The 25,983-nt window shown below is 49.0% G+C and carries 27 protein-coding genes and 1 tRNA gene; 8 read left to right on the top strand and 20 right to left on the bottom strand.

Annotated elements, in window-relative coordinates; all coding sequences use genetic code 11:
• Positions 1–60: 60 nt before the first annotated feature.
• The 14 genes from DU002_RS17660 to DU002_RS17725 form a co-directional block, all read right to left on the bottom strand.
• Positions 61–1,809 (bottom strand): flagellin, encoded by a 1,749-nt coding sequence (locus tag DU002_RS17660; protein WP_114339776.1) that lies wholly within the window; start codon positions 1,807–1,809, stop codon positions 61–63.
• Positions 1,810–1,959: 150 nt separating this feature from the next.
• Positions 1,960–3,276, bottom strand: coding sequence for a flagellar hook-associated protein FlgL (gene flgL / locus DU002_RS17665; protein WP_114339777.1), 1,317 nt, complete (start codon positions 3,274–3,276; stop codon positions 1,960–1,962).
• 10 nt (positions 3,277–3,286) lie between these two features.
• Complete coding sequence (flgK, locus tag DU002_RS17670; RefSeq protein WP_114339778.1) at positions 3,287–5,296, bottom strand: flagellar hook-associated protein FlgK; 2,010 nt, start codon at positions 5,294–5,296, stop codon at positions 3,287–3,289.
• Positions 5,297–5,324: 28 nt separating this feature from the next.
• Positions 5,325–6,464, bottom strand: coding sequence for a flagellar assembly peptidoglycan hydrolase FlgJ (gene flgJ, locus DU002_RS17675; RefSeq protein ID WP_114339779.1), 1,140 nt, complete (start codon positions 6,462–6,464; stop codon positions 5,325–5,327).
• A gap of 10 nt (positions 6,465–6,474) precedes the next feature.
• Positions 6,475–7,566, bottom strand: coding sequence for a flagellar basal body P-ring protein FlgI (locus DU002_RS17680; protein ID WP_114339780.1), 1,092 nt, complete (start codon positions 7,564–7,566; stop codon positions 6,475–6,477).
• A 17-nt stretch (positions 7,567–7,583) separates the two neighbouring features.
• Positions 7,584–8,255, bottom strand: coding sequence for a flagellar basal body L-ring protein FlgH (gene flgH, locus DU002_RS17685; protein WP_114339781.1), 672 nt, complete (start codon positions 8,253–8,255; stop codon positions 7,584–7,586).
• A gap of 17 nt (positions 8,256–8,272) precedes the next feature.
• A complete protein-coding gene (flgG, locus tag DU002_RS17690; RefSeq protein WP_114339782.1) occupies positions 8,273–9,061 on the bottom strand; it encodes a flagellar basal-body rod protein FlgG in 789 nt (262 codons plus the stop codon).
• 26 nt (positions 9,062–9,087) lie between these two features.
• The gene (locus tag DU002_RS17695) at positions 9,088–9,852 is read right to left on the bottom strand and encodes a flagellar basal body rod protein FlgF (protein ID WP_114339783.1); all 765 of its coding nucleotides are present in this window, start codon (positions 9,850–9,852) and stop codon (positions 9,088–9,090) included.
• Positions 9,853–10,002: 150 nt separating this feature from the next.
• Positions 10,003–11,337: a flagellar hook protein FlgE gene (gene flgE, locus DU002_RS17700; RefSeq protein ID WP_114339784.1), complete on the bottom strand. Its 1,335-nt coding sequence runs from the start codon at positions 11,335–11,337 to the stop codon at positions 10,003–10,005.
• 41 nt (positions 11,338–11,378) lie between these two features.
• Positions 11,379–12,071 (bottom strand): flagellar hook assembly protein FlgD, encoded by a 693-nt coding sequence (locus DU002_RS17705; RefSeq protein ID WP_114339785.1) that lies wholly within the window; start codon positions 12,069–12,071, stop codon positions 11,379–11,381.
• Positions 12,072–12,092: 21 nt separating this feature from the next.
• Complete coding sequence (gene flgC / locus DU002_RS17710; RefSeq protein WP_114339786.1) at positions 12,093–12,506, bottom strand: flagellar basal body rod protein FlgC; 414 nt, start codon at positions 12,504–12,506, stop codon at positions 12,093–12,095.
• A gap of 2 nt (positions 12,507–12,508) precedes the next feature.
• A complete protein-coding gene (gene flgB, locus DU002_RS17715; RefSeq protein WP_114339787.1) occupies positions 12,509–12,904 on the bottom strand; it encodes a flagellar basal body rod protein FlgB in 396 nt (131 codons plus the stop codon).
• A 155-nt stretch (positions 12,905–13,059) separates the two neighbouring features.
• A complete protein-coding gene (locus tag DU002_RS17720) occupies positions 13,060–13,890 on the bottom strand; it encodes a CheR family methyltransferase (RefSeq protein ID WP_114339788.1) in 831 nt (276 codons plus the stop codon).
• A gap of 31 nt (positions 13,891–13,921) precedes the next feature.
• Positions 13,922–14,851 carry a chemotaxis protein CheV gene (locus DU002_RS17725; RefSeq protein ID WP_114339789.1) on the bottom strand — a complete coding sequence of 310 codons (930 nt, stop codon included), beginning with the start codon at positions 14,849–14,851 and terminating at the stop codon, positions 13,922–13,924.
• Positions 14,852–14,972: 121 nt separating this feature from the next.
• On the opposite strand from DU002_RS17725, the gene flgA reads away from it, so the two are divergent.
• The 3 genes from flgA to flgN all read left to right on the top strand — a co-directional run bounded on the left by flgA (position 14,973) and on the right by flgN (position 16,534).
• Positions 14,973–15,665, top strand: coding sequence for a flagellar basal body P-ring formation chaperone FlgA (gene flgA, locus DU002_RS17730; RefSeq protein WP_114339790.1), 693 nt, complete (start codon positions 14,973–14,975; stop codon positions 15,663–15,665).
• An 85-nt stretch (positions 15,666–15,750) separates the two neighbouring features.
• Positions 15,751–16,083, top strand: coding sequence for a flagellar biosynthesis anti-sigma factor FlgM (flgM, locus tag DU002_RS17735; RefSeq protein WP_114339791.1), 333 nt, complete (start codon positions 15,751–15,753; stop codon positions 16,081–16,083).
• 22 nt (positions 16,084–16,105) lie between these two features.
• On the top strand, positions 16,106–16,534 hold the full coding sequence (gene flgN / locus DU002_RS17740; protein WP_158538129.1) for a flagellar protein FlgN: 429 nt from the start codon (positions 16,106–16,108) through the stop codon (positions 16,532–16,534).
• A gap of 26 nt (positions 16,535–16,560) precedes the next feature.
• Here flgN and DU002_RS17745 read toward each other — a convergent pair whose 3' ends face one another.
• From DU002_RS17745 to DU002_RS17760, 4 genes are all read right to left on the bottom strand, one after another.
• Entirely contained in the window at positions 16,561–16,959 is a 399-nt protein-coding gene (locus tag DU002_RS17745; RefSeq protein ID WP_114339793.1) for a hypothetical protein, read from the bottom strand.
• A gap of 155 nt (positions 16,960–17,114) precedes the next feature.
• Complete coding sequence (locus DU002_RS17750) at positions 17,115–17,573, bottom strand: LPP20 family lipoprotein (RefSeq protein WP_114339841.1); 459 nt, start codon at positions 17,571–17,573, stop codon at positions 17,115–17,117.
• Positions 17,574–17,590: 17 nt separating this feature from the next.
• Positions 17,591–18,142 (bottom strand): FlgO family outer membrane protein, encoded by a 552-nt coding sequence (locus DU002_RS17755; RefSeq protein ID WP_114339794.1) that lies wholly within the window; start codon positions 18,140–18,142, stop codon positions 17,591–17,593.
• Positions 18,143–18,308: 166 nt separating this feature from the next.
• Positions 18,309–18,890 carry a FlgO family outer membrane protein gene (locus DU002_RS17760; protein WP_114339795.1) on the bottom strand — a complete coding sequence of 194 codons (582 nt, stop codon included), beginning with the start codon at positions 18,888–18,890 and terminating at the stop codon, positions 18,309–18,311.
• Positions 18,891–19,121: 231 nt separating this feature from the next.
• Between DU002_RS17760 and DU002_RS17765 the strand changes: the two genes are divergently transcribed.
• The 4 genes from DU002_RS17765 (at position 19,122) to smrA (ending at position 22,038) form a co-directional block, all read left to right on the top strand.
• On the top strand, positions 19,122–20,300 hold the full coding sequence (locus tag DU002_RS17765; RefSeq protein ID WP_114339796.1) for a flagellar assembly protein T N-terminal domain-containing protein: 1,179 nt from the start codon (positions 19,122–19,124) through the stop codon (positions 20,298–20,300).
• 58 nt (positions 20,301–20,358) lie between these two features.
• A tRNA-Arg gene (locus DU002_RS17770) sits at positions 20,359–20,435 on the top strand.
• Positions 20,436–20,514: 79 nt separating this feature from the next.
• Positions 20,515–21,399, top strand: coding sequence for a TraB/GumN family protein (locus DU002_RS17775; protein ID WP_158538131.1), 885 nt, complete (start codon positions 20,515–20,517; stop codon positions 21,397–21,399).
• A 54-nt stretch (positions 21,400–21,453) separates the two neighbouring features.
• A complete protein-coding gene (smrA, locus tag DU002_RS17780; RefSeq protein WP_114339798.1) occupies positions 21,454–22,038 on the top strand; it encodes a DNA endonuclease SmrA in 585 nt (194 codons plus the stop codon).
• Between the two features lie 2 nt (positions 22,039–22,040).
• On the opposite strand, the gene DU002_RS17785 is transcribed toward smrA, so the two are convergent.
• On the bottom strand, positions 22,041–22,613 hold the full coding sequence (locus DU002_RS17785) for a GNAT family N-acetyltransferase (RefSeq protein ID WP_130567904.1): 573 nt from the start codon (positions 22,611–22,613) through the stop codon (positions 22,041–22,043).
• Between the two features lie 56 nt (positions 22,614–22,669).
• Positions 22,670–23,587: a 2-hydroxyacid dehydrogenase gene (locus DU002_RS17790; protein WP_114339800.1), complete on the bottom strand. Its 918-nt coding sequence runs from the start codon at positions 23,585–23,587 to the stop codon at positions 22,670–22,672.
• A 273-nt stretch (positions 23,588–23,860) separates the two neighbouring features.
• Here DU002_RS17790 and DU002_RS17795 point away from each other — a divergent pair, with 273 nt between their 5' ends.
• A complete protein-coding gene (locus DU002_RS17795) occupies positions 23,861–25,918 on the top strand; it encodes a methyl-accepting chemotaxis protein (RefSeq protein WP_114339801.1) in 2,058 nt (685 codons plus the stop codon).
• Positions 25,919–25,983 lie beyond the last annotated feature (65 nt).

A 25,983-nucleotide genomic window follows, 5' to 3' on the forward strand; every position in this document is an offset into this window, starting at 1 on the left:
GACCACGCACAAAAAAAGGGACGGCATGCCGTCCCTTTTTAACCTCAGTAAGGTCGCGAATTAACCACCCAAGAGCGATAGCGCCGCCTGTGGCACCTGGTTAGCCTGAGCCAATACTGACGTACCGGCCTGCTGAAGTACCTGGTTCTTAGACAATTCTGATGTCTCTAATGCAAAGTCGGTATCGCGAATACCAGATCGCGATGCTGAAGCATTTTCAGAAATGTTGGTTAGGTTAGAGATGGTACTTGATAAACGGTTTTGTACCGCACCCAAACTCGCACGCTGACTATCTATGTAAGCAAGTGCGCCATCAATCACATCAATAGCAACCTGTGCACCAATGGCAGTGGAAACATTGATCGTGTCAACGCCTTCTAACGCACTTAGCTCATCCGCCCCACCTAATGCTCCGTCCTGTAAAATACCCGACGTAAGGCTACTAGCGCCAACTTCAGTATTTGCAGCAATGGCGTAGTCGCCATTAGAAGTCAGGCGCACCGTACCAACGAAGTCAACAGCACTGTCAGTTGCAGTCGTAGCACCACCAATCGTCGTATCCGTTCTTGCCACAATCTCACCGTACGAGAGGATATTACTATTGTCAGTTAGATCCCCTTCATACTCATAAGTTGCCGCATTGATACCGACAGTGGATCCAGCTCCGGAAAGTTGAAGATCGTCAATTTGAACGGTATCACCTCGTTCAGATACCAATAACAGACGACCATCAGGCGCTACAGACGCACCAATACCAGTTTCATTGGCTACCGCATTAATAGCATTGGCCAGTGAAGACAGATCTTCTGTATTTTCTAAGTCCACTTTAATCGTAGGTGGTTGAGCTGTCGGATCATCATTCATACCACGCAGACTAAATGTCACCGTAGTCGTAGCAGACAGCGCTCCACCGACGGTATCAATCGTACCGCTTGAGTTTGTCAACGTCGCTGATGATGCGGTAAACAGATCCAACGCTACGACCGTTCTAGCATCTGCATCTACACCTGTTTTAGAGGTATTTTGCTGAATGCTGCGTTGCAGATCATAAGCACTGTCATTTTTATTAACATTAATAACACCATCACCTAACGGACCAGCGATGCTCAACGTGTTATTACTGTTAGTTAAACCGGTATCCCCAAGGGAATGGTTCAGCGTCGCCGCAGTATTAATACCAATACCACCCAAGCCGATGGTTGTTCCTGAGCCACTAACAATACTCGCTGTGCCGACTGAAGCCCCTATCGAGGTAAAGGACCCACCAACTTCTGCCTTTTGCAGCGCATAGTTTTGAGTCCCCATATCATCAGTAAAGAACGAGTTAATCGAAACACTTACGGTCTCAAATGCTTGCGCACCCACCTGGAAGCTTTCTGTACCAAAGCTGCCATCAAGCAAGGGGCGGTCGCCGAAGGTCGTCGTTTCCGCGATACGATCTAATTCAGCCTGTAATTGAGACACCTCATCTTGCAGTGCTGCCCGATCAGAATCGGAAAAAGTACCGTTCGCTGATTGAATTGCCAAGTCACGCATACGTTGCAAGATATTTGTACTTTCCTGCAATGCGCCCTCAGCGGTTTGTGACATGGATATGCCATCGTTTGCATTACGAACCGCTACATTCAATCCGCTGATCTGTGAGGTCAACCGGTTTGAAATCTGTAAGCCTGCCGCATCATCCTTCGCACTGTTGATTCTCAAACCAGAGGAGAGCCGCTGGAAGTTAGTCCCCAGTGCGTCGGAAGACTTGGATAAGTTACGCTGCGCGTTCAGTGATGAAACATTTGTTTGTACTGAAAGTGCCATCTTTAGCCTCCAACTAGTTCAAGCATCCGGTGCAATTAAAGTAATCCGTCTGCCTGTCAAAAATTTGCCTGTTTTTCAGTCAAGGTTATTAAAGCATTTAGTGTGCCAAGTTTAATAAACCTTAAAATTCATAACCTTAGGCATGTTTTATTAGATTAAATTAAACAGTGACAAATTCTGCACCTGAGTAAAGGCGGTTTGTGCCGCCTGCAGGGCAACTTTTTGCCGCTCAAATTCAGTGATTGCCGTGGTGTAGTCCAAATCTTCCAAAGGCGACTTAGCCGTCTCTAAGGTCAAGATATATTCCGCATTCACGTTCTCCTGGGTTGCGACCGTATTTAAGCGCGCACCGATGGTGCCGCGACGGCTAGAAACATGGATTGCGATACTATCGATGTCGTCGATCAAGTGACCAATATCAATCTGGCGCTGCTGTTTACTGATGTCATCAGGATTAATACCGTCTTCATTCGGTACCTTAAGCCACTCAATAACATCTCTGAGCGTTTCAAACATGCCGACCTCTTCATCGGCGTTCAGCGTCAGCGAGTCACCCACATTGGGTTCGCCATCGATCTGCATTTCAACACCGTTAAAGGTATATTTTTCTCCGGGCACAAATGCGGGGGCAGGAGCTGGTGCCGGTGGTGGCGGATAAACCTGCGTCCCCGTTGAATCAAACACAGGTACAGGATTAGGCACCGGTAGTGTGGAATCCAATACTTCGATTTCTGGCTCACCATCACCATCTGAGTCAACAAAGTTCACTGTATAGGGTGGCGGAAATGCCGTTGTGTCATACACCCCACGATCAACAACCGACGCATTTTTGACTGTCACGCCACCGGTGTTGGTGACCAAGCCTGTCGCATCACGATAATCAGGGCGGAAATCGCCGGTACTGTTAGGTGCCTGTTGGAAAATCTGCTGACCCGAATCACTGGTCGCCACCTTTACCCCATCACCGACACTGGTGAGTCGCTGACCGTCATCACCCTGATAGATCACGGTGCCGTCAGGTTGCTTATTAAACGGCTGATTCTCTGTTTGGTAGCCGGCAAAAACGTAATTACCGCCCTCATCTCTGGTATTAGCCAAAGCCAGTAGTTCGTCGAATCGCGCTTCAAGTTCTTCAGCGATCGCTATGCGGTTTTCCTGGGTATATGCACCGTTGTTACCCTGCAGCGTCAAATCTTTGATCCGCAGTAAGATATCTTCTGTCGCTTTAAGCGAAGTCTCTTCCGCACTGATCCGGTTATTGGCAAAATCCACATTGCGCTGATACTGCTCGGTCGTGGTAATTGACTGTTTAAAATTCAAAATAGAGTTTGCTGCCACCGCATCATCAGAGGCGTTAATCACCCGCTTACCCGAAGAGAGGTGCAGGATAGATTCGTTTACATCCCACTGCTTAGTGGTGATGTTAACGGTATTGGTCTGGTAAAAGAGAAACGTTGAGACACGCATGATTAGCTCCTTAACGCGCCGAGGCTAACAGGGTGTCAAACAACTCACCTGCTACCGTAATGATCCGGGCTGCTGCGTTATAGCTCTGTTGAAATCGCAGTAGGTTTGACGCTTCTTCATCGAGATTCACGCCAGAGATAGACTGCATCCGCTCTTCTGCCTGGGTATATAAGGCAAGCGATGTGTTGTAGTTAATCTCTGCGGTTTGGGTGGCAGCGCCCACTTCGGTCACTAAACTCTGGAAGTTATCGAACATGGTCGAACGACCATTTTTCGCCACTTTTGCTGTTTGCAGATCAGCCATCGCCAAAGCGTTTTTGTTGTTACCTGAGCCAAAGACATACTCAACAGCGAAGGTATCGGGGGCGTTAGGTGGCTGGCCAACCGGATCACCTTCAATTTCGATATCAAAGCTTTGACCCGGCGCGAGGGGAACATTAATCGTTGTCGGCTGCGCCGTCGTATCATAAGCACCAGGCAATGCGCTAAACAATGCACCCGAGTTATCATAAATCTCGACGTCGTACTGCGTACCACCAGGGACGGGAACTGCGTTTACAAAACGCACCTCATAAGGAAATGCTAACCCGCCAACGTTAAAATTATCGATCCCCGTGGTATTGGTGATACTGACAGAGCCAGTACCGACATTTTTCTCATTTGCCGTGACTTCAGCTATAGAGGAGGCTGCAATCCGTTCTGGTTGATCAATCTCCAGCCGGATATCCGCAGCGCCGCTGGCGGTAGGCTGCAGAAGAAAGGTGTCGCCGTCAGCTGGCGCACCAGATTCTTCATTAAAATCGATGCCTTCAAAACTAAAGGAAAACGGTGCAGCCCCTCTAACCACTGTTTGGTTACTGCCCGTATTGGTATTGGTGATGGTGTAACTATTGGTGCCAAGATCATATGCCACCTCATAGTCATCACCTGTCACCATATTCATATCATTGATGGTGACGTTACCGACCATGTTACCCGCGTTGCTGCTGTCGTACTTCATGCGCAAACGCGCCACTTCAATATCGTTAATATCGCGGTAAAGGTCGTTACCTATATTGCCATCCAGATCCAAACCTTGTGCCTGCTGCTGATTGAAGCTGTCAGCAACCGCCATGGCGGTCAGACCCAATTCATTTATTGCATTACGCAGGTCGTTATCGCGGTAGGTGAACATAGCGCCGATCTGTCCACCCATACGTGCGCCGTCTAATGGAACCGTTCCGCTGCCATTGTTCGTCAGCACCAACTGCGTCTGTTGCGGATCAGGATTACCCGTTCTGACACTGATTTCAAACGAGTTAACCTGAGTCACCAATGTCTGGCCATTGCCGATAAAAACGGTGATTGAGCCATCACCATTGTCGACCGTTGAGGTTGTCGTGTATTCCGCCAGCTCTTTGACCAGGCCATCGCGCTTGTCGAGCAGATCATTGGGAGAGTTGTTAATACCGTTAGCTTCAGCAGAGATAATATCTTGGTTAAGTACAGCGATCTGGGCGCCAATTTCACTGATACGGTCTGCAACCACTTCAATGTCTTCGTTTATCCCCTGCAACTGGTTTTCCAGCGTGGCGCGAATGGAGTTGAAGTTAAAAGCCACAGTATCAGCATTAGAGAGCATCACATTACGTACACCAATATCATTCGGTGTATCAACCACACTGTTAACCGCAGAGAAGAGCTCATTTAAGGAAGTACCTACACCAGCACCGACCCGAGAGAGCAACTCATCCAACTCGCTCATCTTTTGACCACGGGTTTCATCGCCAGAAAGGCGTGCCTGGTTAAATACCAACTCTTGATAGGCAAACTTGTTAAACGAGCGCTGCACATCAATAACCTGAGTACCGGTACCGAAATAGCTGCCCCCCTCCCACAACGCAGGAGCCGCATCCTGGATAACACGCTGGCGCGAGTACCCTTCCGTATTGACGTTGGCAATGTTGTGACCGGTTGTCGACAGTTGCTTCTGTGACGAAAGCAAACCGCTGACGCCCAACTGATAGAGATCGACAGCCATAATGGCGCTCCTTCAAAAAACCGTTTGGTTAAAGCAGAGAATTAACTTGCTTTAGTACGTTCAGGACCTTATCCGCATAACGGGGATCCGTCGCATATCCAGCTTGTTGAAGATTATGCAAGAAGTTTGCCGAATCTTTCGCTTCAGCAATAGCAGGTTGATAACGTGAGGATTTTTTAAGAAAATCAACAAAATCATTGAAACTTTCAGCAACAGAGTCATAGGCACGAAAGGCCGCGCGACGTTGTACTGGCAGATCTTGTTCATATTCAAGGGTATTAACGCTGACAATGTCTCCTTGCCAACGCTGATCGGCCTTAATATTGAATAGATTATTACTGCTACTACCGTCACCACGGCGGATAGCCTTTTGCCCCCAGCCGGTCTCCAGTGCCGCTTGCGCGATTAACACGGCAGGTGATGTACCCAACGCATCCGCCGCTTTTTTGGCGTATGGCATCACTGAATCAACAAAAGCTTGCGGCGACGAAAAGTCGACACTTTGTAAAAAGCCTTTGGGATCAGCCACATCATTTGAATTGTCGAGAGCGTTTGGATCTGATTTGTCACTCTGGGTTATCGGCTCAGCCCCAGTAATAGCCACCGAACTGGCCGCCAGTTTTGCCTTAATTGCATCAAGCGGGTTTTGTTGACTAGCCGCTTGCTGTTCCGCCATCAATTTCTGATGTGTATCGGAACGTAAATAGGGCGCCAGCGGCAAACTATTGCCGGAGGCCACGCCAGACTGACTCTCTGTAATTGGATCCAGACTTGGAGATACATCTTGTGTTTGGGGAAACAGTTGATCGCTGCCGTCGGTTCGCAACGTTGATGCCGGGCGCACGGTATCGCCGTCGGGTCGTAACTGTTGAACCATCAATTCGGCCAAACCGAAGCTGCCGCTCTGTGTCAGATCCTGGGCCATCTGTTGATCGCCCATCTGTTCATAAAATTTGGTGTAATTACTACTAAATGGGCTGTCTAACTCAAACGCTTCGGTCGCCTGACGCATCCCCTTGATAAGCATCTGTACGAACATGCCTTCAAATTGCTTTGCCACTTCATGCAGTGCTTCCTCTTCATTCTGCTGAGCACTTTGACGCAGCCTATCAAGACCTTGGATGTCATGAACCTGGCGGCTTTGGGCAAATCTGTCGGCATCGATCATCTCAGCACCTTTAGATAATGATCAACTGGCCACGAAGCGCACCCGCTTGCTTCAGCGCTTCTAAGATCGCCATGACGTCGGCAGGAGCAGCACCGACCGCGTTAATAGCCCGCACTAAATCGTCAAGGGTGGTACCAGGATTGAACACAAACATACGCGCATCATCGATAGCAACATCAATTAAGCTTTCCTGCGTTACCACGGTATCACCGCCCGAAAAGGCGCCCGGTTGGCTGACATCTTGCCCTTCGGCGATAGTAACGGTCATGCCGCCGTGAGTAATTGCCGCAGGCAGTAAGCGCACATCCTTGCCAATAACAATAGTGCCGGTACGGGAGTTGACGATCACTTTGGCAGACTCATCGGCAGGCTCGAAATCAAGGTTTTCCAGCGTTGCCAAGTACGCGACACGCTGAGAAACATCCCGTGGCGCGGTAACCCGTACACTGGTTGCATCGATAGCGCGCGCCGTATCAGGGCCAACTAAATCATTGATCACATCAGACAGGCGCTTGGCTGTAGAGAAGTCGGGATTGTTCAAATTAAATGTCAGGTAATCGCCCTGGCTAAACATACTGGGAACTTCACGCTCGACAATCGCTCCGTTGGCGATGCGTCCGACGGTCGGTGTATTACTGATTACTTTTGAACCATCCTCACCGGAAAAACCAAAACCACCGACCACGAGGTTGCCTTGGGCAACAGCATAAATTTTACCATCAACCCCTTTTAGGAAAGTTTGTAGCAAGGTGCCACCACGGAGGCTTTCAGCACTACCGATTGAACTCACTGTAATATCAATGGTTTGCCCCGGCTTGGTAAAAGCAGGAAGGTCTGCATGGATAGCGACAGCGGCGACATTTTTAATCTTTGGGCGCGTGCCGGGAGGCAGGTTAATGCCAAAATTGGATAACAAAGTCGAAAAGCTCTGTTCAGTGTATCGCGCTTGTTCGCCGGTGCCTGTCAAACCAACCACTAGGCCGTAACCAACCAGTTGGTTGTTCCTAACCCCTTGGATCGTCGTGACATCTTTAATCCGTTCGGCGCTCGTCACACCACAAACAAGAAATGAAACAGTCAATAAAATCAGTCGCGTCCACATAGCTATTACCTGCTGCCTTAGAAAGGCCAAATTGGACTATTGAAGAAGCCAGTCAACCAACCAGGAGTTTGCGTGTCATGGGTAGAGCCGGTACCGCTGTATTGAATGCGTGCATTAGCCACACGGGTAGAGTCAACGTTATTATCGCCGGTCACGTCTTCAGGCCGGATAATCCCGGTTAAACGGATATATTCATCACCTTGGTTAATGGTGATCCATTTTTCACCACGTACCACCAGATGGCCGTTAGACAACACTTGTACAACACTGACCGAAATAGCACCAAACAGTGAGTTGTTTTGGCGAACCTTTGACTCCCCTTCAAACTCGTTATCACCTTCAATGCTGGCGTTAAGCTCGTTACCATTGATGGTGAACGGGCTTCCCATCAATACCGGCGTTTGCAAGCCCACCGACGAGGACTTATCCAACTCGTTCTTGGCACCTTTATTCGCCGTGGTGTTCTCAACTAAATTCACCGTGATCACATCGCCAACACGGCGTGCCTTAATATCGGAATAAAGGTTCTGTGCCGTCACATCCTGAAACATTGACCCGGTGAGCACCATGTTGCCCTCTTCCGGCATCTCGGGGATCAGCGGCGCGTAATAGGGGTCATCAGGTTGCACCTGATATACGCTGGAACAAGCAGACAGTAACAGCGCCGATAATGGAATTAGTTTTTTCATCGCTCTACACCAGGTTACTAAAGTTGTTGATTGATGTATGACATCATCTGATCAACGGCCGAGATCACTTTTGCATTCATCTCGTAGACCCGCTGACTTTCGATCAAATTAACTAGCTCTTCGGTGACATTCACGTTGGAAGTTTCCAGTACCCCTTGGCGAATAGAACCTAGGCCGTCCAAGCTCGGTGTACCTTCGGTGGCTGCGCCACTGGAGCCGGTTTCCAAATAGAGATTTTCACCGATAGGCTCTAAGCCACTGGGATTGACAAAATCAACGATGGTAACGTTGCCTACAACGACGTTATCGGTGTTGCCAGGTTGTCTGACAGACACTTCACCATCAACAGAAACTGTCATCGACTGCGCATCGGGTGGCAGGTTGATCGCTGGTTGTAGCTCGTAACCTGCGCCGTTAGTCACCATCTGCCCATCTTCGTTGAGGGTAAACTGACCATTACGGGTATAAGCAATATTGCCGTCAGGCAATAGGATCTGAAAGAAGCCTCGCCCTTGAATCGTCCAGTCCATCGAATTATCAGTGCTGAGCAAGTTACCTTGCGTAAAGGTCTTTTGTGTCGCCGTCACTTTGGCGCCGGCACCTAGCATCAAGCCGGTAGGCAACTCAGTATTCGCGGATGACAAACCACCCGGTTGATTAATCGTCTGGTACAAGAGATCTTCGAACACGGCGCGACTCTTCTTGAACCCCACCGTACTGGCATTTGCCAGGTTGTTCGATATCACTGAAATATCGGTCTGCTGGGCATCAAGACCGGTTTTACTGATCCAAAGTGCTGGATTCATGATGCTAACTCCTTACTGTTCAGTGATTAGCCGAGGCGCAACAGTTGATCAGAAGATTTATCGATATCTTCTGCTGTCCGCATCATTTTGATTTGCATTTCGAACTGACGCTGCAAGCTAAGCATGCTGGTCATTTCACTTACTGCGCTCACATTACTGCCTTCTAATACGCCACTCATCAATGTGATGTCAGCATTGGCCGGCGCTAATGTATCGCCAAGCGCAGCAGCATCCCCTTTCAGGCGAAAGAGGCCATCAAGCCCTTTGTCCAACGCCTGCTTATCAGGCTGGACTAACTTAATGCGCCCGACCGCTGCAACCGCAGTAGGCGGCGCACCAGTGGGTAAAACAGAAATAGTACCGTCACCGCCGATCTCTATTTTGGCGTACGGCTGAGGCACCACTATCGGTGCGCCATCATCCCCTAGGATCGCCCTGCCAGAACCGTTGGTTAACAACCCCTCCGGCGAAACAACAAGATCGCCAGCACGGGTATAGGCTTCTTGACCCTGACCATCAGCCACGGCTAACCAGCCGTCACCTTTTACCGCCACATCTAAAGAACGGCCTGTGGTCACCAAAGCACCGCCACGCAAACTTGACGCAGGATTTTCCGTCATCGCAAACACACGCGTAGGTAAACCTTCACCAAACGCCTGCATGGCACGGGACTGTTCTAGGTCGGCCTTAAAACCTGTGGTATTTGCATTCGCCAAATTGTTGGCATGCACGCCAATACTGTGAAAGTTCTGCTTGGCGCCACTCATAGCCAGATACATAAAACGATCCATGGGGACCTCGGTGTCAAAAAAACATGTCTAACAACGATATTGCAATGACTATGCCAAATGGGTAACCAACTGATAACAAAAGGAAGGGAATGAAAAAGTGGCAAAAAAATGCCGCCTCGGAGCGGGCGGCATTGACGAACTATCGTTGCGTTATCGGATCTGCAGGATAGTCTGGGTGATCGTGTTGTTCACTTCCAGAGAACGAGAGTTAGCCTGGAAGTTACGTTGACCTGTGATCAGATCAACAAGCTCAGTGGTCAGGTTTACATTTGATTGTTCCAATGTACCCGACAGTATTCGCCCGTATGACCCCTGATCGGCTTCACCTGCAATCGGATCACCAGACGATTGATTAGCCGTCCACGCCGTGTTTCCGACAGGCGCCAAACCTTGTTCATTCGCCACTTTCACCAACGCCACTTTACCTAATGGCTGTGTTGTACCGTTACTGTAAGTAGCGTTGACTAACCCGCTGCTACCAATATCAACAGAGGTCAAACGCCCCACTGTCACGCCGTCTTGCGCCAGTTGTTGAACTTCGAAAGCGGAAGCAAACTGAGTCGGGTTGTTGAAATTGAAGGTAACCGTCTGGTTCACATCGGCACCGCCCATATCCAAGCCCGCACCACCCGGAGGAGCAACCCCCAAGGGTTCAGTAACCACAGGGTTACCACCGTTAACCGAAGCCACGGTGCCATCGGCATTAAAGTTCATATACATACCGGTTTGACCATTAGCACCGGTAGGCTGAGTTTGCGGCGGTGGCGGTGCAACAATATCGACAGGCTGCGAGCCGTTGGGATCTGTCATCGTGGTAAACATCGCCCACTGATTCGCTACGTTAGTATCCTTTACGTAATAGGTGGTTGCTACGTAGCTCTGCCCAAGGGAATCGTAGATAGTCAGTGATGTGGCAGCGTTATATGTGGTGTTGTCCGTCGGGTCAAAGTTTGCCGGATCTAAAGCCGTTTCACCCGCGGGCAAGTTCAAGCCAATATCGACATTAGCTGTTGGTTGCGGCTGCCCTGCTGAGGATGGGATCTGCAGCGGAATAGTCGAAGCTAACGCCACCGAAGAAACGGTACCGTCCGGGTTTACCGGAAACACGCGTAAAAATTGCCCTGCAGAGTTAACCATAAAGCTATTCTCATCCAGCTTAAATGCGCCAGCACGAGTCAAGTTAACGTCAAGATCTTCCGCGTTGGCTGAGGTAGCAAAGAAACCACTGCCATCGATCGCCAAATCCAGGGAGTTATTCGAGAACAGGAATGAGCCCTGGCTAAACTGCTGCGCCACATCTGCAGTAGTGACACCCTGGCCAACCGTTGTTTTCGAGTTACTAAACACACTAGAACTATAAACGTCGGCGAATTCAGCTCGCGACTCTTTAAAGCCGAAGGTGTTTACGTTTGAGATATTGTTGGCGGTAACATCAATATCTTTCTGAGCGGCGTTAATCCCACTCAACGCAATATTAAAAGACATAACTTCATACTCCCATTTATCTGGTGTTCGCTTGGCCTGTTTTAGCCTTTAGCAACTTCAAGAACGTCACTTAAGCGGAATCCACCCTGTATACCTTGCAGATTTAATGCCACACCGTTGGCGCCACTAATACTGACGCTATCAACCTTGGCGTAAGTAGAGATTGGCAGTTCGACGCTGCTATCTCCCTGAAGAGCGTATGCCTTCACTACATAATTACCCTGCGGCAACTGATTGCCGCTTGCATCTGTACCGTCCCATTCAAAGCGGGCATTTCCAGCCTCCTTTGCCCCCATCGTAATGGAATGCACCACCTGCCCTGTGGTGTCTTCGATGCGAACGGTGACGTTATTTGTTGGCGCAGATAAACTCACGACACCATCAATGCCTGTGGTATCCGTCTTATGGCTATAGCCTGTCGGTACCAATACCTTTTGGCCCACCAAAGATGAAGCTTGTAGTGCTTGGCTCGAACTCATAATGGAGTTCAAACCTGTCATCTGTTCATTTAGTTGACCGATGCCTTCCGCCGTTGTAAACGAGCTCATCTGCGCCACCATCTCAGCGTTCTCAACCGGTTTAAACGGATCTTGATACGCCAGCTGCTGGGTCAAAAGCTGAAAGAAATCTTCCTGCGACAACATGGTGTCTTTCGGTTGATCACTGATTTCCGTTTGCGGCTCTTGCCAACTCAACTGATCGATATAATTGCTGCTTCCGCTTATCTCACTCACAATTAGCTCTCCTTACCCGACTTACTTGCCGAGCTGAAGCGTACGATTAAGCATCTGCTTTGCCGCATCAGCGATCTGAACATTGGTTTGATAACTTCGAGAAGCCGACATCATGTCCGCCATCTCTTCAACGGTATTAACGTTAGGCTTAAAGATATACCCCTGTTCATCCGCCATCGGGTGCTCAGGATCATATTGTCGAATCAGTGGCTTATCACTTTCGACGATCCCTTTCACCTCAACCGGAACAGCACTCTGGTCGCGCATGGCGCTGTCAAACTGCGCTGCAAATACCGGATGTCGCGCACGGTAAGTGGTATCAATACTGCTCGACACACTGTCAGCGTTAGCGAGGTTACTCGCGGTGGTGTTCAGACGGATAGACTGAGCACTCATTCCTGAACCTGCGACATCTAGAACGTTAAACAGACTCATGCCTATTCTCCTTTAATTGCTGAAGTAAGACCGCGGAACTTACTGCCTAAGAAGGTCAGCGAGGCTTGATGCTCCAAGGCATTTTGCAGGTAGTTATTCCGCTCTACCTGCATATCAACCGTATTTCCGTCGCCCGTATCAGGTTGATTGGGCACGCGATACTTAAGCTCGCCGGTCGGCGGCAAATTGACATTAAAATGCCGCTCATTAGTACTTGCCATGGCAAAGCCCTGCCGCGTCTGCGCATTAGCTAATGCCTGCTTAAAATCGATATCCTGCGCTTTGTATTGAGGGGTATCAGCATTGGCGATATTACTAGCCAAGACTTCAGCCCGCTGGGTACGGATACCGACAGTGTGCTGATGAATTCCCAATGCGCGATCAAAACTAATAGCCATAACGATTCCTCCACTGAAATTGTAAAAGCAATAGTCATGCCAAAGAATTTTTGGCGCTTACACGAAAGGCAAAAGAAGCAATACAAATAGGACAGACAAAAAATGCGCCAACCATGGCGCATTTTTAAGATAAGCAGATTGAGGGAGTAACCAGGCTACTTCTTCACTTTATACACGATCCCCGGATTACAACGGATCATCTCAAAATCATCACTGAGCCCAGTGATCGACTCTGACGCGCCAAGAAACAGGTGTCCTCCCGGGTTCAATGCGCCAGCAAACTGCTTCAATATCTTAGATTTCACTTCAGGAGAGAAGTAAATCAGTACGTTACGACAAAAAATCAGATCAAAACGCCCTAACAAGGCGTAACTATCCAATAAATTACAGTGACGGAAACTGACCAAGCCTCGCACTTTCGCATTCAAGCGCATTTTGTCGCCTGATGCTTCAAAGAACATACGCTTTCTTTCTGGAGACAAACCGCGAGCCAACGCCAAAGAGTCATATTCGGCGAGCTTACACTGCTCCAACATGCTATTGGATATGTCTGTCCCAAGTATCTTTCCACCACCCGGTAATGCCCCCGGCTTATTTTGCTGGTATTCCAACAAACTCATAGCAATAGAGTATGGCTCCTGACCCGAAGAACTTGCCGCCGACCAAATTTTGACGGGGCCACGATGACGAGCATATTCAGGCAGAATACGATTCTTCAACAGTTCAAAAGGATAGGTATCTCTAAACCACAAGGTTTCGTTGGTTGTCATCGCGTCAATCACTGATGCGCGCAGCTCTCGCTCTCTAGGCTGCATCGAGCGACGGATCAACTCAGACATCGATGCCAAACCGAACTTATTCATCAAAGGTGACAAGCGGCTTTTTACCAAATACTGCTTGTTTTCGCCCAGTACGATACCGCACTGTTGCTCTAAAAAGTTCCGAAATTCATTATATTCGGATTCAGCTATTGTTTTATGTGGCACGTCTACACCGTCTACTCGAAAGCTATCATGATTATTTATTACTCTTCTCTATCGCTTGAGTAACCGCACCAGCCAGTTCATCCGGATTGAACTTTGGAATAAAGTCATCTGCACCGACCTTCTTCACCATGGCTTCATTAAATACCCCACTCAAAGAGGTATGAAGGATGACATATAACCCCTGCAACTTGGGATTATTTCTAATTTCAGCGGTTAAGGTATACCCATCCATTTCGGGCATCTCAACATCTGAAATCAACAAAGCATATTTTTCTCTAATATCGTCAACGGATTCAGCCTCTTCTTTCAAAAGATCTAAGGCTTCTTTGCCGTCTTTTACCAGCTTGGTGGTCAACCCCAACGAGCTGAGGGCTCTATTGATCTGATTTCTCGCAACACTGGAGTCATCAGCAATCAAAACGGCACGGCCAGCAATTGTATCGGCTAACGTGCGATCAATCAGATCACCGCTGACCTCGGTATCTGTCGGCGCTATTTCATCGAGAATTTTCTCAACGTCAAGTATCTCAACCAGTTCGTTCTCTATTTCCGTCACAGCTGTGAGATAACTATAACGTCCGGCCCCTTTCGGCGGAGGTAAGATCGCTTCCCAGTTGATATTGACGATCCGTTCTACTGACTCGACCAAGAAGCCCTGAATCGAGCGATTATACTCAGCAATGATAATAAAGCACTTCGACAGATCCTGAATTGGGCGTCCGCCAATCGCTTGGCCTAAATCGATCACGGAGATGGTTTTACCGCGAATGTGAGCAAGGCCTCGAACAAAGGGGTGTAAACGGGGAATGCTAGTCAATGGCGGGCACTGCAGCACCTCCTTGACCTTGAACACATTAATGCCAAAACGCTGACGCCCTGTCAGTTTAAAAAGCAGCAATTCCAGCCTGTTTTGGCCAACCAACTGAGTCCTCTGATTGACCGTGTCTAGAATACCCGCCATAGCTTACTCCATCATTTAAAGGCACGCTTATTGCAGCGCTCCTTTTATAAATTTGCGTGACTGATGTTTGACGGACGGAACGCCTTCATTCATCTGACACAATACATAGCATAGTAAACCTATGAACAGATTAACTAAAACTCTAATATTTTTTATTGTCACAAGTTCACAGTTTGTGCATGCCAATGAACAATGGGAGTCTCACCAGCGCCTACAAAACTTAGCTGAAACCTTTATTGCAGCTCAGTTTCCCGACGACAACATCAAGCGGGATATCACCGCGAATAAAATAGATGCACGCTCACGATACACACTATGCGATTCAGATATCGAAGCGGCGATCCCCGGAAAACAGCGCCTCAGTCGGAATGTCACCGTACAATTGCATTGCAAAGGCTCATCTCCCTGGCGGATCTATCTGCCAGTAAAAATTAAAGAGATGCGCCAAGTCGTCGTCGCCAAAATAGGCCTAGCGAAAGGCACAGTGCTTAATCGGCAGCATTTGAAAATAGTTTATCAAGAAAACATGTTAACGAGAGGCAGCGTCGTTTCTGAGATGGAATCTGTGATCGGTGCCAAGCTTAAACGTCAGGTACGTGTCAACTCTCCCATCTTGGAGCAACAGCTCTGTGTTGTATGCAAAGGAGAAACAGTTACAATCGTGGTGAAGTCCGATGTTTTTCATATTCGAGCTGACGGTATAGCGTTAAGCGATGCCAGTCTCGGCGAACGAGTGAGAATTAAAAACAGTCGGTCAGGAAACACCCTTGAGGCACAGGTGTCTGCAGTCGGAGTAGTGACTGTCGCTATCTAACAAAAAAATACCAAATTAGTATTAAAGTTTGTCAGGTGGTTGCCGATAAAGGGATAGCGAGATTTTATCCCACGAGGAAGCACAAATGGCGGTTGATCTGAATAAGATTGTGCCTGGGAGACCACAGGATGTGGTGGCCAATAAGCAAGCGAGACAGCAAAACGTCCAGCAGCAGGCCACAACACAGGCAAAAGCACCTGAACAAAGTGCCAAACAGGCACAGGATTCGGTTTCAATAACACCGCAGGCGCAGCAACTGGCGCAAACGCAAAAGGCGATGGCTAAAGCACCTTCTGTTAGTCAGGAGAAAGTCGCGGAACTGCGTAAGGCGATCAGTGAGGGGAACTACAAAGTAGATCCTGACAAGCTGGCGAAAGCGATGACAAAACTGGAGTCTGAGCTGTTTGGTATAAATTAGATACCAATCAGGAGTAAAGCGCTTGGAAAACCAGGACCCTATCAAACAACTGCTGGATCATCAGGTTCAGCAGCTTGAGGCGTTGCAACGGCTGCTAAAAGAGGAGCTTGAGGCTCTAAAGCACCGCGATATAGAGAAAATCAACGACATCTCGCAACAGAAAACCCATCACTTGACCGCATTGCAACAAGCCGATGCGCAACTAGCCCCTTTACTCGCCAGCAAAGAGAACGCCAACCACAATGAGGCTCGGCAACAGATCGAACTGATGTTAGAAACCTGCAAGCAACTCAATGAGATTAACGGTCAAGCGTTAAAAATGAGTATGGCAGGATTAGCGCGATTACAGAGCATGCTGGCAGGTGTTAGAAATGAAAAAGCAGGGGTAACCTACGACCAAACAGGTCAGGCAAAATCCGGTGGCAAACTGGGGCATGGCTTTAAAGTTTAACTTTATCGCCCTGCCGCCTAGCAAGATTATTTAGTCGAATGACTGTCCGTTAGCTGCATCCAGCCGTGTTGTCGGTATTCAACTCGCTGTTCAACACGCCAAAATGCGTAACCCACTGGCGCCACTAACAACCAACTTAATGCTGAATCGCGGGTCGCGGCAAGTACCACACCACTAATACACACAATTAAAAAGGGTAACGCCTCATAGAGCCAAAACGGTCGAATCCGATCATGGACTCTGCGTTGATTCTTGCCATTATCTTTCCGCCGATAATTAGACCGCAAGATCCAAATATCAGCACCACCAAGAAATAACAAAATGGCAAACACTTGCCCCCAACCAAGCTCAAAACTGGCGATACCGATAAACCCAGCTGACAAATAAAGATAGGGAAGTAATTCATATACAGGGCGCTTCATCATTGCTGTCATCCTCGCGACGATGAAACTGGATAGCGTTACAGCAGCCTGCCAGTTCAGTTAACAGTTATCTAAAGGTTAGTGCAGGATTTTTGAAGCGGGTAATTTTTCATACCCGCTCAAGAAAAAATAAACTTGATACGATTTCACGGATAAGACTAATAGTACTGAACGTCGTGAATTCGACGGGGCGGATTAAGTGATTGATAGACACGCTGTACATCAGCCATGTCCAATTCCAGCTCCGTAGCATAGAGATCGCCTAATGGGTACGTTCTGATAACCCTAGCTCCGCGCACAACACCACTAACAGCTACTTGCAGACGATCTTCCGACAGCTCACTGCCTCCCATGCTGCTGCCAGCAGTCACTTGTTGGCCATAAATCTGTTCAGCAAGTTCACGGTAAGCATCCAATTTAGACGCCCTTATCGCTTGCAACATTCGTGTATTTTCATCCAAGCCAGGCTGCGAGCTGATCGGGGCATAGCCAACGGCATGCAAAACTGGATAGTGATCTGGGGGCACAGATTCCCACTCCACATGCTTGTCAAACATCTGACTGCAGCCAGAAAGCACCAAGGACAAAAACAACATCACTGATATCTGAATATTCATCATAACTGCCTCTGTCATCACCCTTGTTTCATCAATTGCACACCGTCCCGCATACTACTCGGCGTGATCTCGGCGAGCAGCTCATTGGGGATAAATCCCTGAGCAGACCCGACCACAATTTTGCTGGCAATATCCACCAGTCGCACATTAACCTGCACCCCCTTAGACATCGGCTGCAGCGTTCCGCTAAGCACTTGCACTATGGGCAGGTCACCTTTCAGTTGGTTGAAGTTACGACTAAAAACAAAATCTCCTGTCGAGGTCACCAGGATGTCATTTCGCAGCTTAAAGTCGACGACTTTACAGCCCTGCTGTTGCATTTGAGTAATAAAACTTTCCGCTAATGCTGTGCCCAACGGAGAGCTGACATTTAACGTTTCGATATCGACAAAAGAAGCGACAGCCATCATTTTGAAGCAACGTTGCGACATCGTGCCAACAAGCTCTTCAGCCATCGCCTCAACATGACTACTGATCATGACTGAACGACTTTTGCTTGCCCAAGCCTCATCAGACAGCGCATGGGTCGCCACCGGCTCAATTGGCATCCGAGGCTCCTCAGCAGACATTTGTGGTGTCTCCGTCGCGCATGCAGAGAGCATAGCGACGAGAAGCGGTAGATAACCATAGGATGCAAAACGCATACTGACCTCTTATAAAATGCGATTACCCTTAGTATCGGCAACCGAACTAAAGGCTTGAGTGTCTGGTCGAGCTAGCTCTAGCCTGTCTCCACTAGCCACCTTTACGAATAATCATTCCTGATTGCGGTTCACGAGCAACGTAGCCTCCCGCGGCAGGCATACCAGCTTGCTCCACAAACAGTGACAGCGGCAAAAATGTCGCCGCAGTTGCCACTATTGCCCGTGACTCAACGCCGACGATCCTTGCTGTGACCTGCATACCATTGCTACCGCGCACTAAAGTGCCAGTCAAAATATATTCAATAGGATGGCGATGCTGTAACCGCAGGTAATCTCGACTTAATGTGAAATCCCCTTGGGGTGTCACATCAATGTCTCCAGTAAACTTGAAATCGATTAAGGTCCAACCCATTTGCTGCAGTTCAACCATCACCAATTCAGATATCTGATTGCCATATATATCTGTACTTTCCAGCGTACCGATATCGACAAAACTGGTCACAGCAATCGGGGTCTTTGCTGACACATAACGGCTTGAACCAATCAGCTGCAGCGCCATCTGTTTCACATGCGTAGCAAGGTCTGCGGTCTGTATCGGTGGAGCTGACTCAGGAATATAAACAGCCTCCTCTTCGCTGGTCGAGCACGCGGCCAATCCCAGGCTTATGGCCATCACCAAGAGGATGCTTTGGAAAATTCTTAAAAGGCCCATCGGCTTCTCTACCCCACGTCAAAGGATTGTTCTCACCTAAAACAAAGCAAATGCTGTGCCATAGGCTCATAAATTTAGTCCCGCACGACTAACTGGCCTAATTTTTGCGAGCACCTTACACCATTAAAAGATAGTCATTGATTTGACACCGCGTTAGTCACTAACGCCTGCCGCCTCAACAGACTGGAGCAAATGATGAGAAACAAACTGCTAGCCTGCCTCCTGTTGCTTTTTAGCGCCCCGAGCCTGGGGATTTGGTATGAAGCAGAAGGCCGCGCAGCTATCTATTCAGGCGATGTCGCCAGTGCCAGAGAGCGAGCAACACAGCAAGCGATCCAAAATGCACTAGTTCTTGCCGGAGGAACGGTCACAAGCCTGCAAGAAGTTGCCGCCGGCAAAATCGTTAACGACCAATTTGAGATCCGCACAGCCGGAACCGTGCGAGATGTGCGCGTGCTTTCGGAGCGTCGTAGCGGAGACACGCTGTTTATTACGATCCATGCTGATCTCTTTCCACAGCAGTTACAATGCCAGAATGGCAGATCAAGAAAGTCACTGCTGTTGACACGATTTAAGGTCAACGATCGGATCAATGCGCGCACTGGCAGCATTGACGAGATCGGTTTGCATACCAGCCAATGGCTGTACGACCATCTTAGAGCGGAGAGTCTGCACAGTTATCCAAAGCGCTGGTTAAATGAAATATCAACCTTTAACCCTTCCCTTTACAACAACCGCAGCGTGGTTTCACCACTCCTACCGCTGGTCGTGACCGAGAAAACCAATACCCAGTTAGTACTGTTTGCAGAGATCAGAGATCTCTCCTTCAATGGTGACCTGCCGGTTCGCAAATGGCAGCAGTGGCTCTACTCACCGCCAGAGCGGAATTTCGAACTGATGGTTTATCTTATCGATGGTATCAGTGGCGAACTGACGCTGGAGAGAAGTTATCGCAGTAAAGCCCCGTGGGAGTTTAAAGCAGAAGAAGCGGTGGCTTTAGGCTCTCGCCAGTTTTGGGAATCAGCCTATGGTAATGCCGTCTCCGATGTCATGTCGCAGCTACTCACAGATATAGATACGACGTTAAGCTGCACTCCAGGACGCGGGCGCATCACCCATGTAAGGAACGACGCAGTTGAAGTCGATATCGGAGTCAGCAATGGCATCCGTGTTGGTGACCGACTAACCCTGCTGCACCGTGCTGCTCATGATGGGCAAGACAACCAACAACACGTACGACTCCTGCCCACTACCGTCCAGTTACGGATCACTGAATCCTATCAAAACCGCGCCGTTGCCCGAGTGACCGATCCGGCACTACTAAGCGGCGTTCAGATCCATGATCTGGTCGAACTTACCGGTACGCTTTAATTTCAGCGTTAGACCAGTATAATGCTGACCGCCGACCTCGTCGGCGGTAAAAATATTCGCTCCCGTGGCACAGCTGGATAGCGCGGCCCCCTCCTAAGGGGCAGGTCACAGGTTCGAATCCTGTCGGGAGCGCCATTTTTACCGAGTCTATTTGCAATATCCCCCATCATCAGGGCAAAGTTATCTCCTCTACCACCCGACTATGGACTTCAATATGCGTGCACTCTATGCCACGGCTTTAGCATTATTCATCTTTCTGCCCTGCTCTGTCATGGCCGCTATTTCCCCCGCACTTTTTGAAGTCAGTAAACAAGGGCATACCAGCTATTTCTTTGGTTCTGTGCATATGGGCGAAGCCCGCTACTACCCACTTCCTAGCGCCATCGAGCAACGCTTCAAGCAGAGCCAAAGGCTGGTGATGGAAATCGACATGGCCGATGAATCCGCCATCCAAATGGAAATGATGCAACTCATGATGCAGCACGGGATGTACCTCGATGGCAGCGATCTAAAAACCCACATCCCCTCATCGCTATACCGGCAAACGATGAAAACAGCCGAGCGCTTAGGCGTGCCTGCAAACAGCATTCAGCAGTTACGTCCATGGGCCGTCGCTCTGCTCATTGGCCAACACTATTATTTAACCATGGGTTTAGATCCAAATTGGGGTGTCGACCAGTACTTTAGTCAACAGGCAATAAAAACAGGTAAAGCCATTTACGGCTTAGAAACCCTTGCCGAACAGATTAATGCGATGTTGGCAGCTGACGGCGAAGGCAGCAGTATGTTGCAGCAAGTACTGGACGAAGCAGACAGCAGCAGTGACTACACCCAACGCATGATGACCGCTTGGGAAAAAGGTAACAGCAGTGAACTTAGCGCCATATTTAGTGAAGAACTAGACGACACACAGGCGGATAAACTGTTTGTTGAACATCTGCTATTAAAACGGAATAAAAATTGGCTGCAACAACTGAAGCCAATGATGAAGAAAGAAACGCTATTCGTGGTCGTCGGTGCTGCGCATTTAGTTGGCCCGGAGAATATTTTGGACAGCTTTCGCCAAGCTGGTTACCAAGTAAAAGCTGTCAGCTATTAAGCCACAATGGCAAGCAAGCGCTGGTAACAGTGGCAATGAGTTAGAGGTGCGCCAATGAGCGATGATGAGTATCTACTATTTGATGCCGAGATGGCGGACGTTAAAAAATTGGCCGGAACAGAAACGGTTGCCCATCACTCAAAACGTGCAGGATTAGACCAAGAGAAACAGGCCAAACGGGAAGCCGCACAGGCCAGCCTATCTCAGCCAGATGATCCGCTATCAACAGAGATCCGCGATTTGATCGGGCCTGACGATGAGCTGAGCTTTGTGCGCCCAGGTGTACAACATGGTGTTTTTAAAAAGCTACGCCAAGGACGGTATCAGATCGAAGCAAGACTGGACCTGCACCAACACTCCGTCGAGCAAGCGCGACTAGCGGTCAAAGGGTTTCTTGATGACTGCCGCCGAATGGAGGTGCGAAGCGCCATCATAGTCCATGGTATTGGTCGTCACTCCAAGCCCCCCGCCTTACTTAAAAGTGCCGTTAATCAATGGCTGCAAGCATTAGCTGAAGTACAAGCATTTCACACTTGTCAACGCCACCACGGCGGACTAGGCGCCGTCTACGTGATGCTAAAAAAGGGCGCGACAAAAAAGCTCGAGACCAAAGAACGCATTCAACATCGCCGCGGCTAACTTCAACCTCTGTGGCGGTTTAGTTGACTAAAAACAAAGGGAGCCGTTAACCACTGTGGACTATCGTCCTCAGGCAACTCTTCCCATTCAGTTTGCTGGTTAAAGCAGTGAAAGCCACGGCGTTCATAATTGGCAAGGGCATACTTATGATCCTCACTGCAGGTATGAACCCAAACACGTTCTGGCGCTAACGACCAGGCACTCTGTATCGCCTCAACAAGCAGACGGCTACCCAACCCCTTGCCGTAAAACGTGGGCAATAAACCAAAGAAGTGCAGTTCGACACTGTTATCTGGATGGGTAAACAGTTCGAAGTAACCTGCCAAGCTACCATCGTAGGTAGCCATGAAAGTGGTGACACGTTCATCAGTAAGGTGGCTTAGCCACGCAGCGTAGTCCCACCCCAAACGGCTATACCAGCGCCAGGGACCGCCCACGGCACGAAACATGAATTGGTTGAACTCAGGCACGATATGCTGACAGCGCTGAACAGAAAAACCTGCTACAGGCTCAGCGGCAACAAGGTCATCAGGTGTCGTCATTTCCAGATAGTAAGTGGTCACTTGTTTTTTCAAAAATAGCTCCAACGCAATAACAGATATAAACAGTGGCGAATGGTCGCCCGGCCGACTCAATAACCCCGGTTTCGATCGATCAAATGGTGCATAGGTAGTCCGCGGCTAACACGGCGATAATTATCAATCACTTGCGCAACCACAGCATGCTGATCGGTCAAGGCCGCACAATGGGGTGTCACGACAATGTCTCTATGCTGCCAGAAGGGATGTTGCGCAGGTAAAGGCTCCTGCATAAAAACATCCAACGTCGCCCCCGAGAGCTGACCATCGCTGAGTGCAGCCAACAGATCAGTCTCCACCAAGTGCTCCCCTCGCCCCACATTAATCAAGTAGCAACTTCGCTGACATTCAGCGAACAGCTCCCCGTTGAGAATACCCCGAGTCGCGCTGGTTAAAGGCAAGGTATTGATCACATAGTCCGCGCTTGCCAAAGCGGCATGTAAAAGTTTTTTACCGCATATCGCCGTGTCATCGTCAGCGCGTGGTTCTCGCACCCAGCGCACAACATGAAACCCTTGCTGCTCCAGCGCCCTAGCGACCGCACTGCCTATTTGCCCAGCCCCAAGCACAACGACGTTGTATTTAGGCGTTGCACGGATAGGAGCCCACTCCCGCCGTTGCTGTTGTGCCATTAAATCTGCCAGTCGCAAGTGATGGCGCAAAACATGAGCGACCACATACCGTGCCATAGCGTTCGCCAGGTTGGGGTCAACGATGCGCGCCAAGGGTATATCGCGCAAAGCATTTAGCTCTAATAGACGATCCACTCCGGCGCCAAAGGCGATCACCCCCGACAGATTCTCAAAATCTGCAACCATCTGTTCGGTCACCGACCATACCAAGGCCAGCTTTACGACCTCGGGTGCAGTAATGGCTGGCCAACACTGAATATCAATCTCTGGGCCTTGGCATCTCATTGCTGCCAACAGTGGCGAGACATCTCTATCTGGTATAACAACGGCTAACGACATATCAAAGAAGTGTGACAGAAACCCCTGCCTAGTTTACGCGATGCGACACAGGGATCCAGATAGCATGACCTATGTCGATTTTTGGCAACCTAATCGTACAAGCTGATTTAAGTTTCTCTTGCAAACGTCGATACTTAGCTAGACTCCTATAGGAGATGCAGCAGCACATCACCAACCTAGTTGTGTGACCGTGTGCGACGCCACGGACAGGTTTTTTATGCTAGCGTTTACTATGAATATATTTTGACGGCTAACTCCGCGGGCGATAAACGAATGATAAGAAGTAAGTTCCCTGGAATAGGTAAGATAAACTTCAAGCTTGGAGGTCTCTCGTTCCTTCAACGCTTATATCTACTTATTGGCATACTCACCCTAATGCTCCTGCTCACTGGTATATTTGGGCTCATCTCTATTAACTCCTTAAATAATGGAGCAGAAGAGGTTTCAGAGCGTGCATTGCCGCAACTTAAAGCCAGCCAAAACCTGTTTATCTCATTACAAGAGGTGGCACAGAGCATTACCAGTATCCTGAGTGAAAGAGATCCTGCACAGGTAGAACTACTAGCCACCAGCTACCGCGATGCCTTGGTGCAAGCGAACGCATCACTGGAGCAACTCAACGAAGTGGTTTCAGCAGATGCTAAGCCCAGTGTTGAGGTGCTGTCAGGTTTGCTTCCCAACATGGGACAACAAGCAGAAAATGTGATTAACGGCTATAGCCAACAACTAAACGACGAAGAGGCTGCATCCGTCCAGGTGCGAGAATTACAACTGGAGTTTTCCCGTCTCAAACAACACCTGACCAAAGTCGCCAACTCAACTGGTGATGATTACGTTAACTGGACCCTAAGTGAGTTTCTTAATCCATTTGAAAAACTGGAAGCGACACTGTTTGACGGTTTAAATAGTGGATCCGTGGCTCAGTTAGAAGAAGCAGGTGCCTTGGTCGATGGCATGCTGCCCAACCTTGATGGGAAAATGTCAGACACCATCGATGAATTCGAGATGTATGAAGATAGCCGTACCAGCTATCGCGATGAATTCACTGGACGCTGGGAGGCTATCAAGCTCGACTTTACTCTCGCTGGCGGCGGCAAGGTTACTAACTACCTCAACCTACTCAAACTGCAACAAGCAAACCTACAGTTCAAAACGGCACTGGCAGATATCCAGCAACAATCACGGCAACAGGTCGAGCAACTAATACAAGCATCTGATGCTGCCGTTGAGAAATCATCCAGTAGCGCAAAGTTGACCTACCGCAGCAGTATGAGTTTGGTCATCATAATCTTGGTCGCATCGGTAACTGTTGCCATATTGTTTGGTCTTTGGCTGAGTAGCCAGATGCGCAAAGCACTGAAAGATGTCAGTCACTCATTGCGTGCCGTCGCCAGTGGCGACATGACTACTCGCGTCAGCTATAACAACAAAGACGAATTTGGTGCCATCGCTGATGATGTAAATATGGTAGCCAGCCAGATGCAGGAAACCCTTGCCAGTTTCAGTGTTTCAGCCGACGAGCAAGCAAGGATCGCCGCCGATAATAGCCACGCATGTAACGATGCCAATGCGAGCCTAGAGCATCAACGAAACAATATCGGTGCATTAGCCACAGCCATGACACAGATGGAAGCGTCGTTCAGTGAAGTAGCGAAGAACGCCTCTGATACCGCAGAGCAGGTGCATCAAGTAGAAGACGCTGCCAATCAAGGTAGTGATATCATGACGACAACCATTACCAGCACTAACCAGCTGTCTGAACAACTGCAAAGTTCTGCCGATAAGATCCAAGAAGTCGAGCACTTCAGTGACCAAATTGGGCAGATCTTAGATGTGATCCGCGGCATTGCTGAACAAACTAACTTGTTGGCACTTAACGCAGCCATTGAAGCTGCCCGCGCTGGTGAACAGGGTCGTGGTTTCGCCGTGGTTGCCGACGAGGTCAGAAACCTGGCCAAGCGTACCTCGGAGTCCACTTCAGAGATCAACCAACGCATCGAAAATCTGCAAAGCAGTATCCGTGAAGCTGCGGGCTCAGTCCGTGATGCCACAGATCGCATGCAAGAGAATGTTATTCAGGTCAGTGACGCCGACGGCGCCATGGGCACCATCAAGTCGATCGTCACGCAAATTGCTGATATGTCTAATCAAATCAGTGTGGCTGCCGAGGAGCAACGTTGTACCACTGAAGAGATGACACGCAACGTCAATATGATTAACGAAGCTGCCGATGCCAACATGGTGGTATTTGAGCAGATCACCGAAACAAGCTCGAAACAATCGAGTATGTCAGAAGAGCAAAAAGCTCATTGCATGCGCTACAAAACTTAGCCAGCGACTGATGTAGTCAATTTATTTAAAGGTCAGCCATTGCTGGCCTTTTTTGATCCGCCCAT

Origin of the sequence: Corallincola holothuriorum (genome assembly GCF_003336225.1) — a bacterium.
Taxonomy (GTDB): domain Bacteria; phylum Pseudomonadota; class Gammaproteobacteria; order Enterobacterales; family Neiellaceae; genus Corallincola; species Corallincola holothuriorum.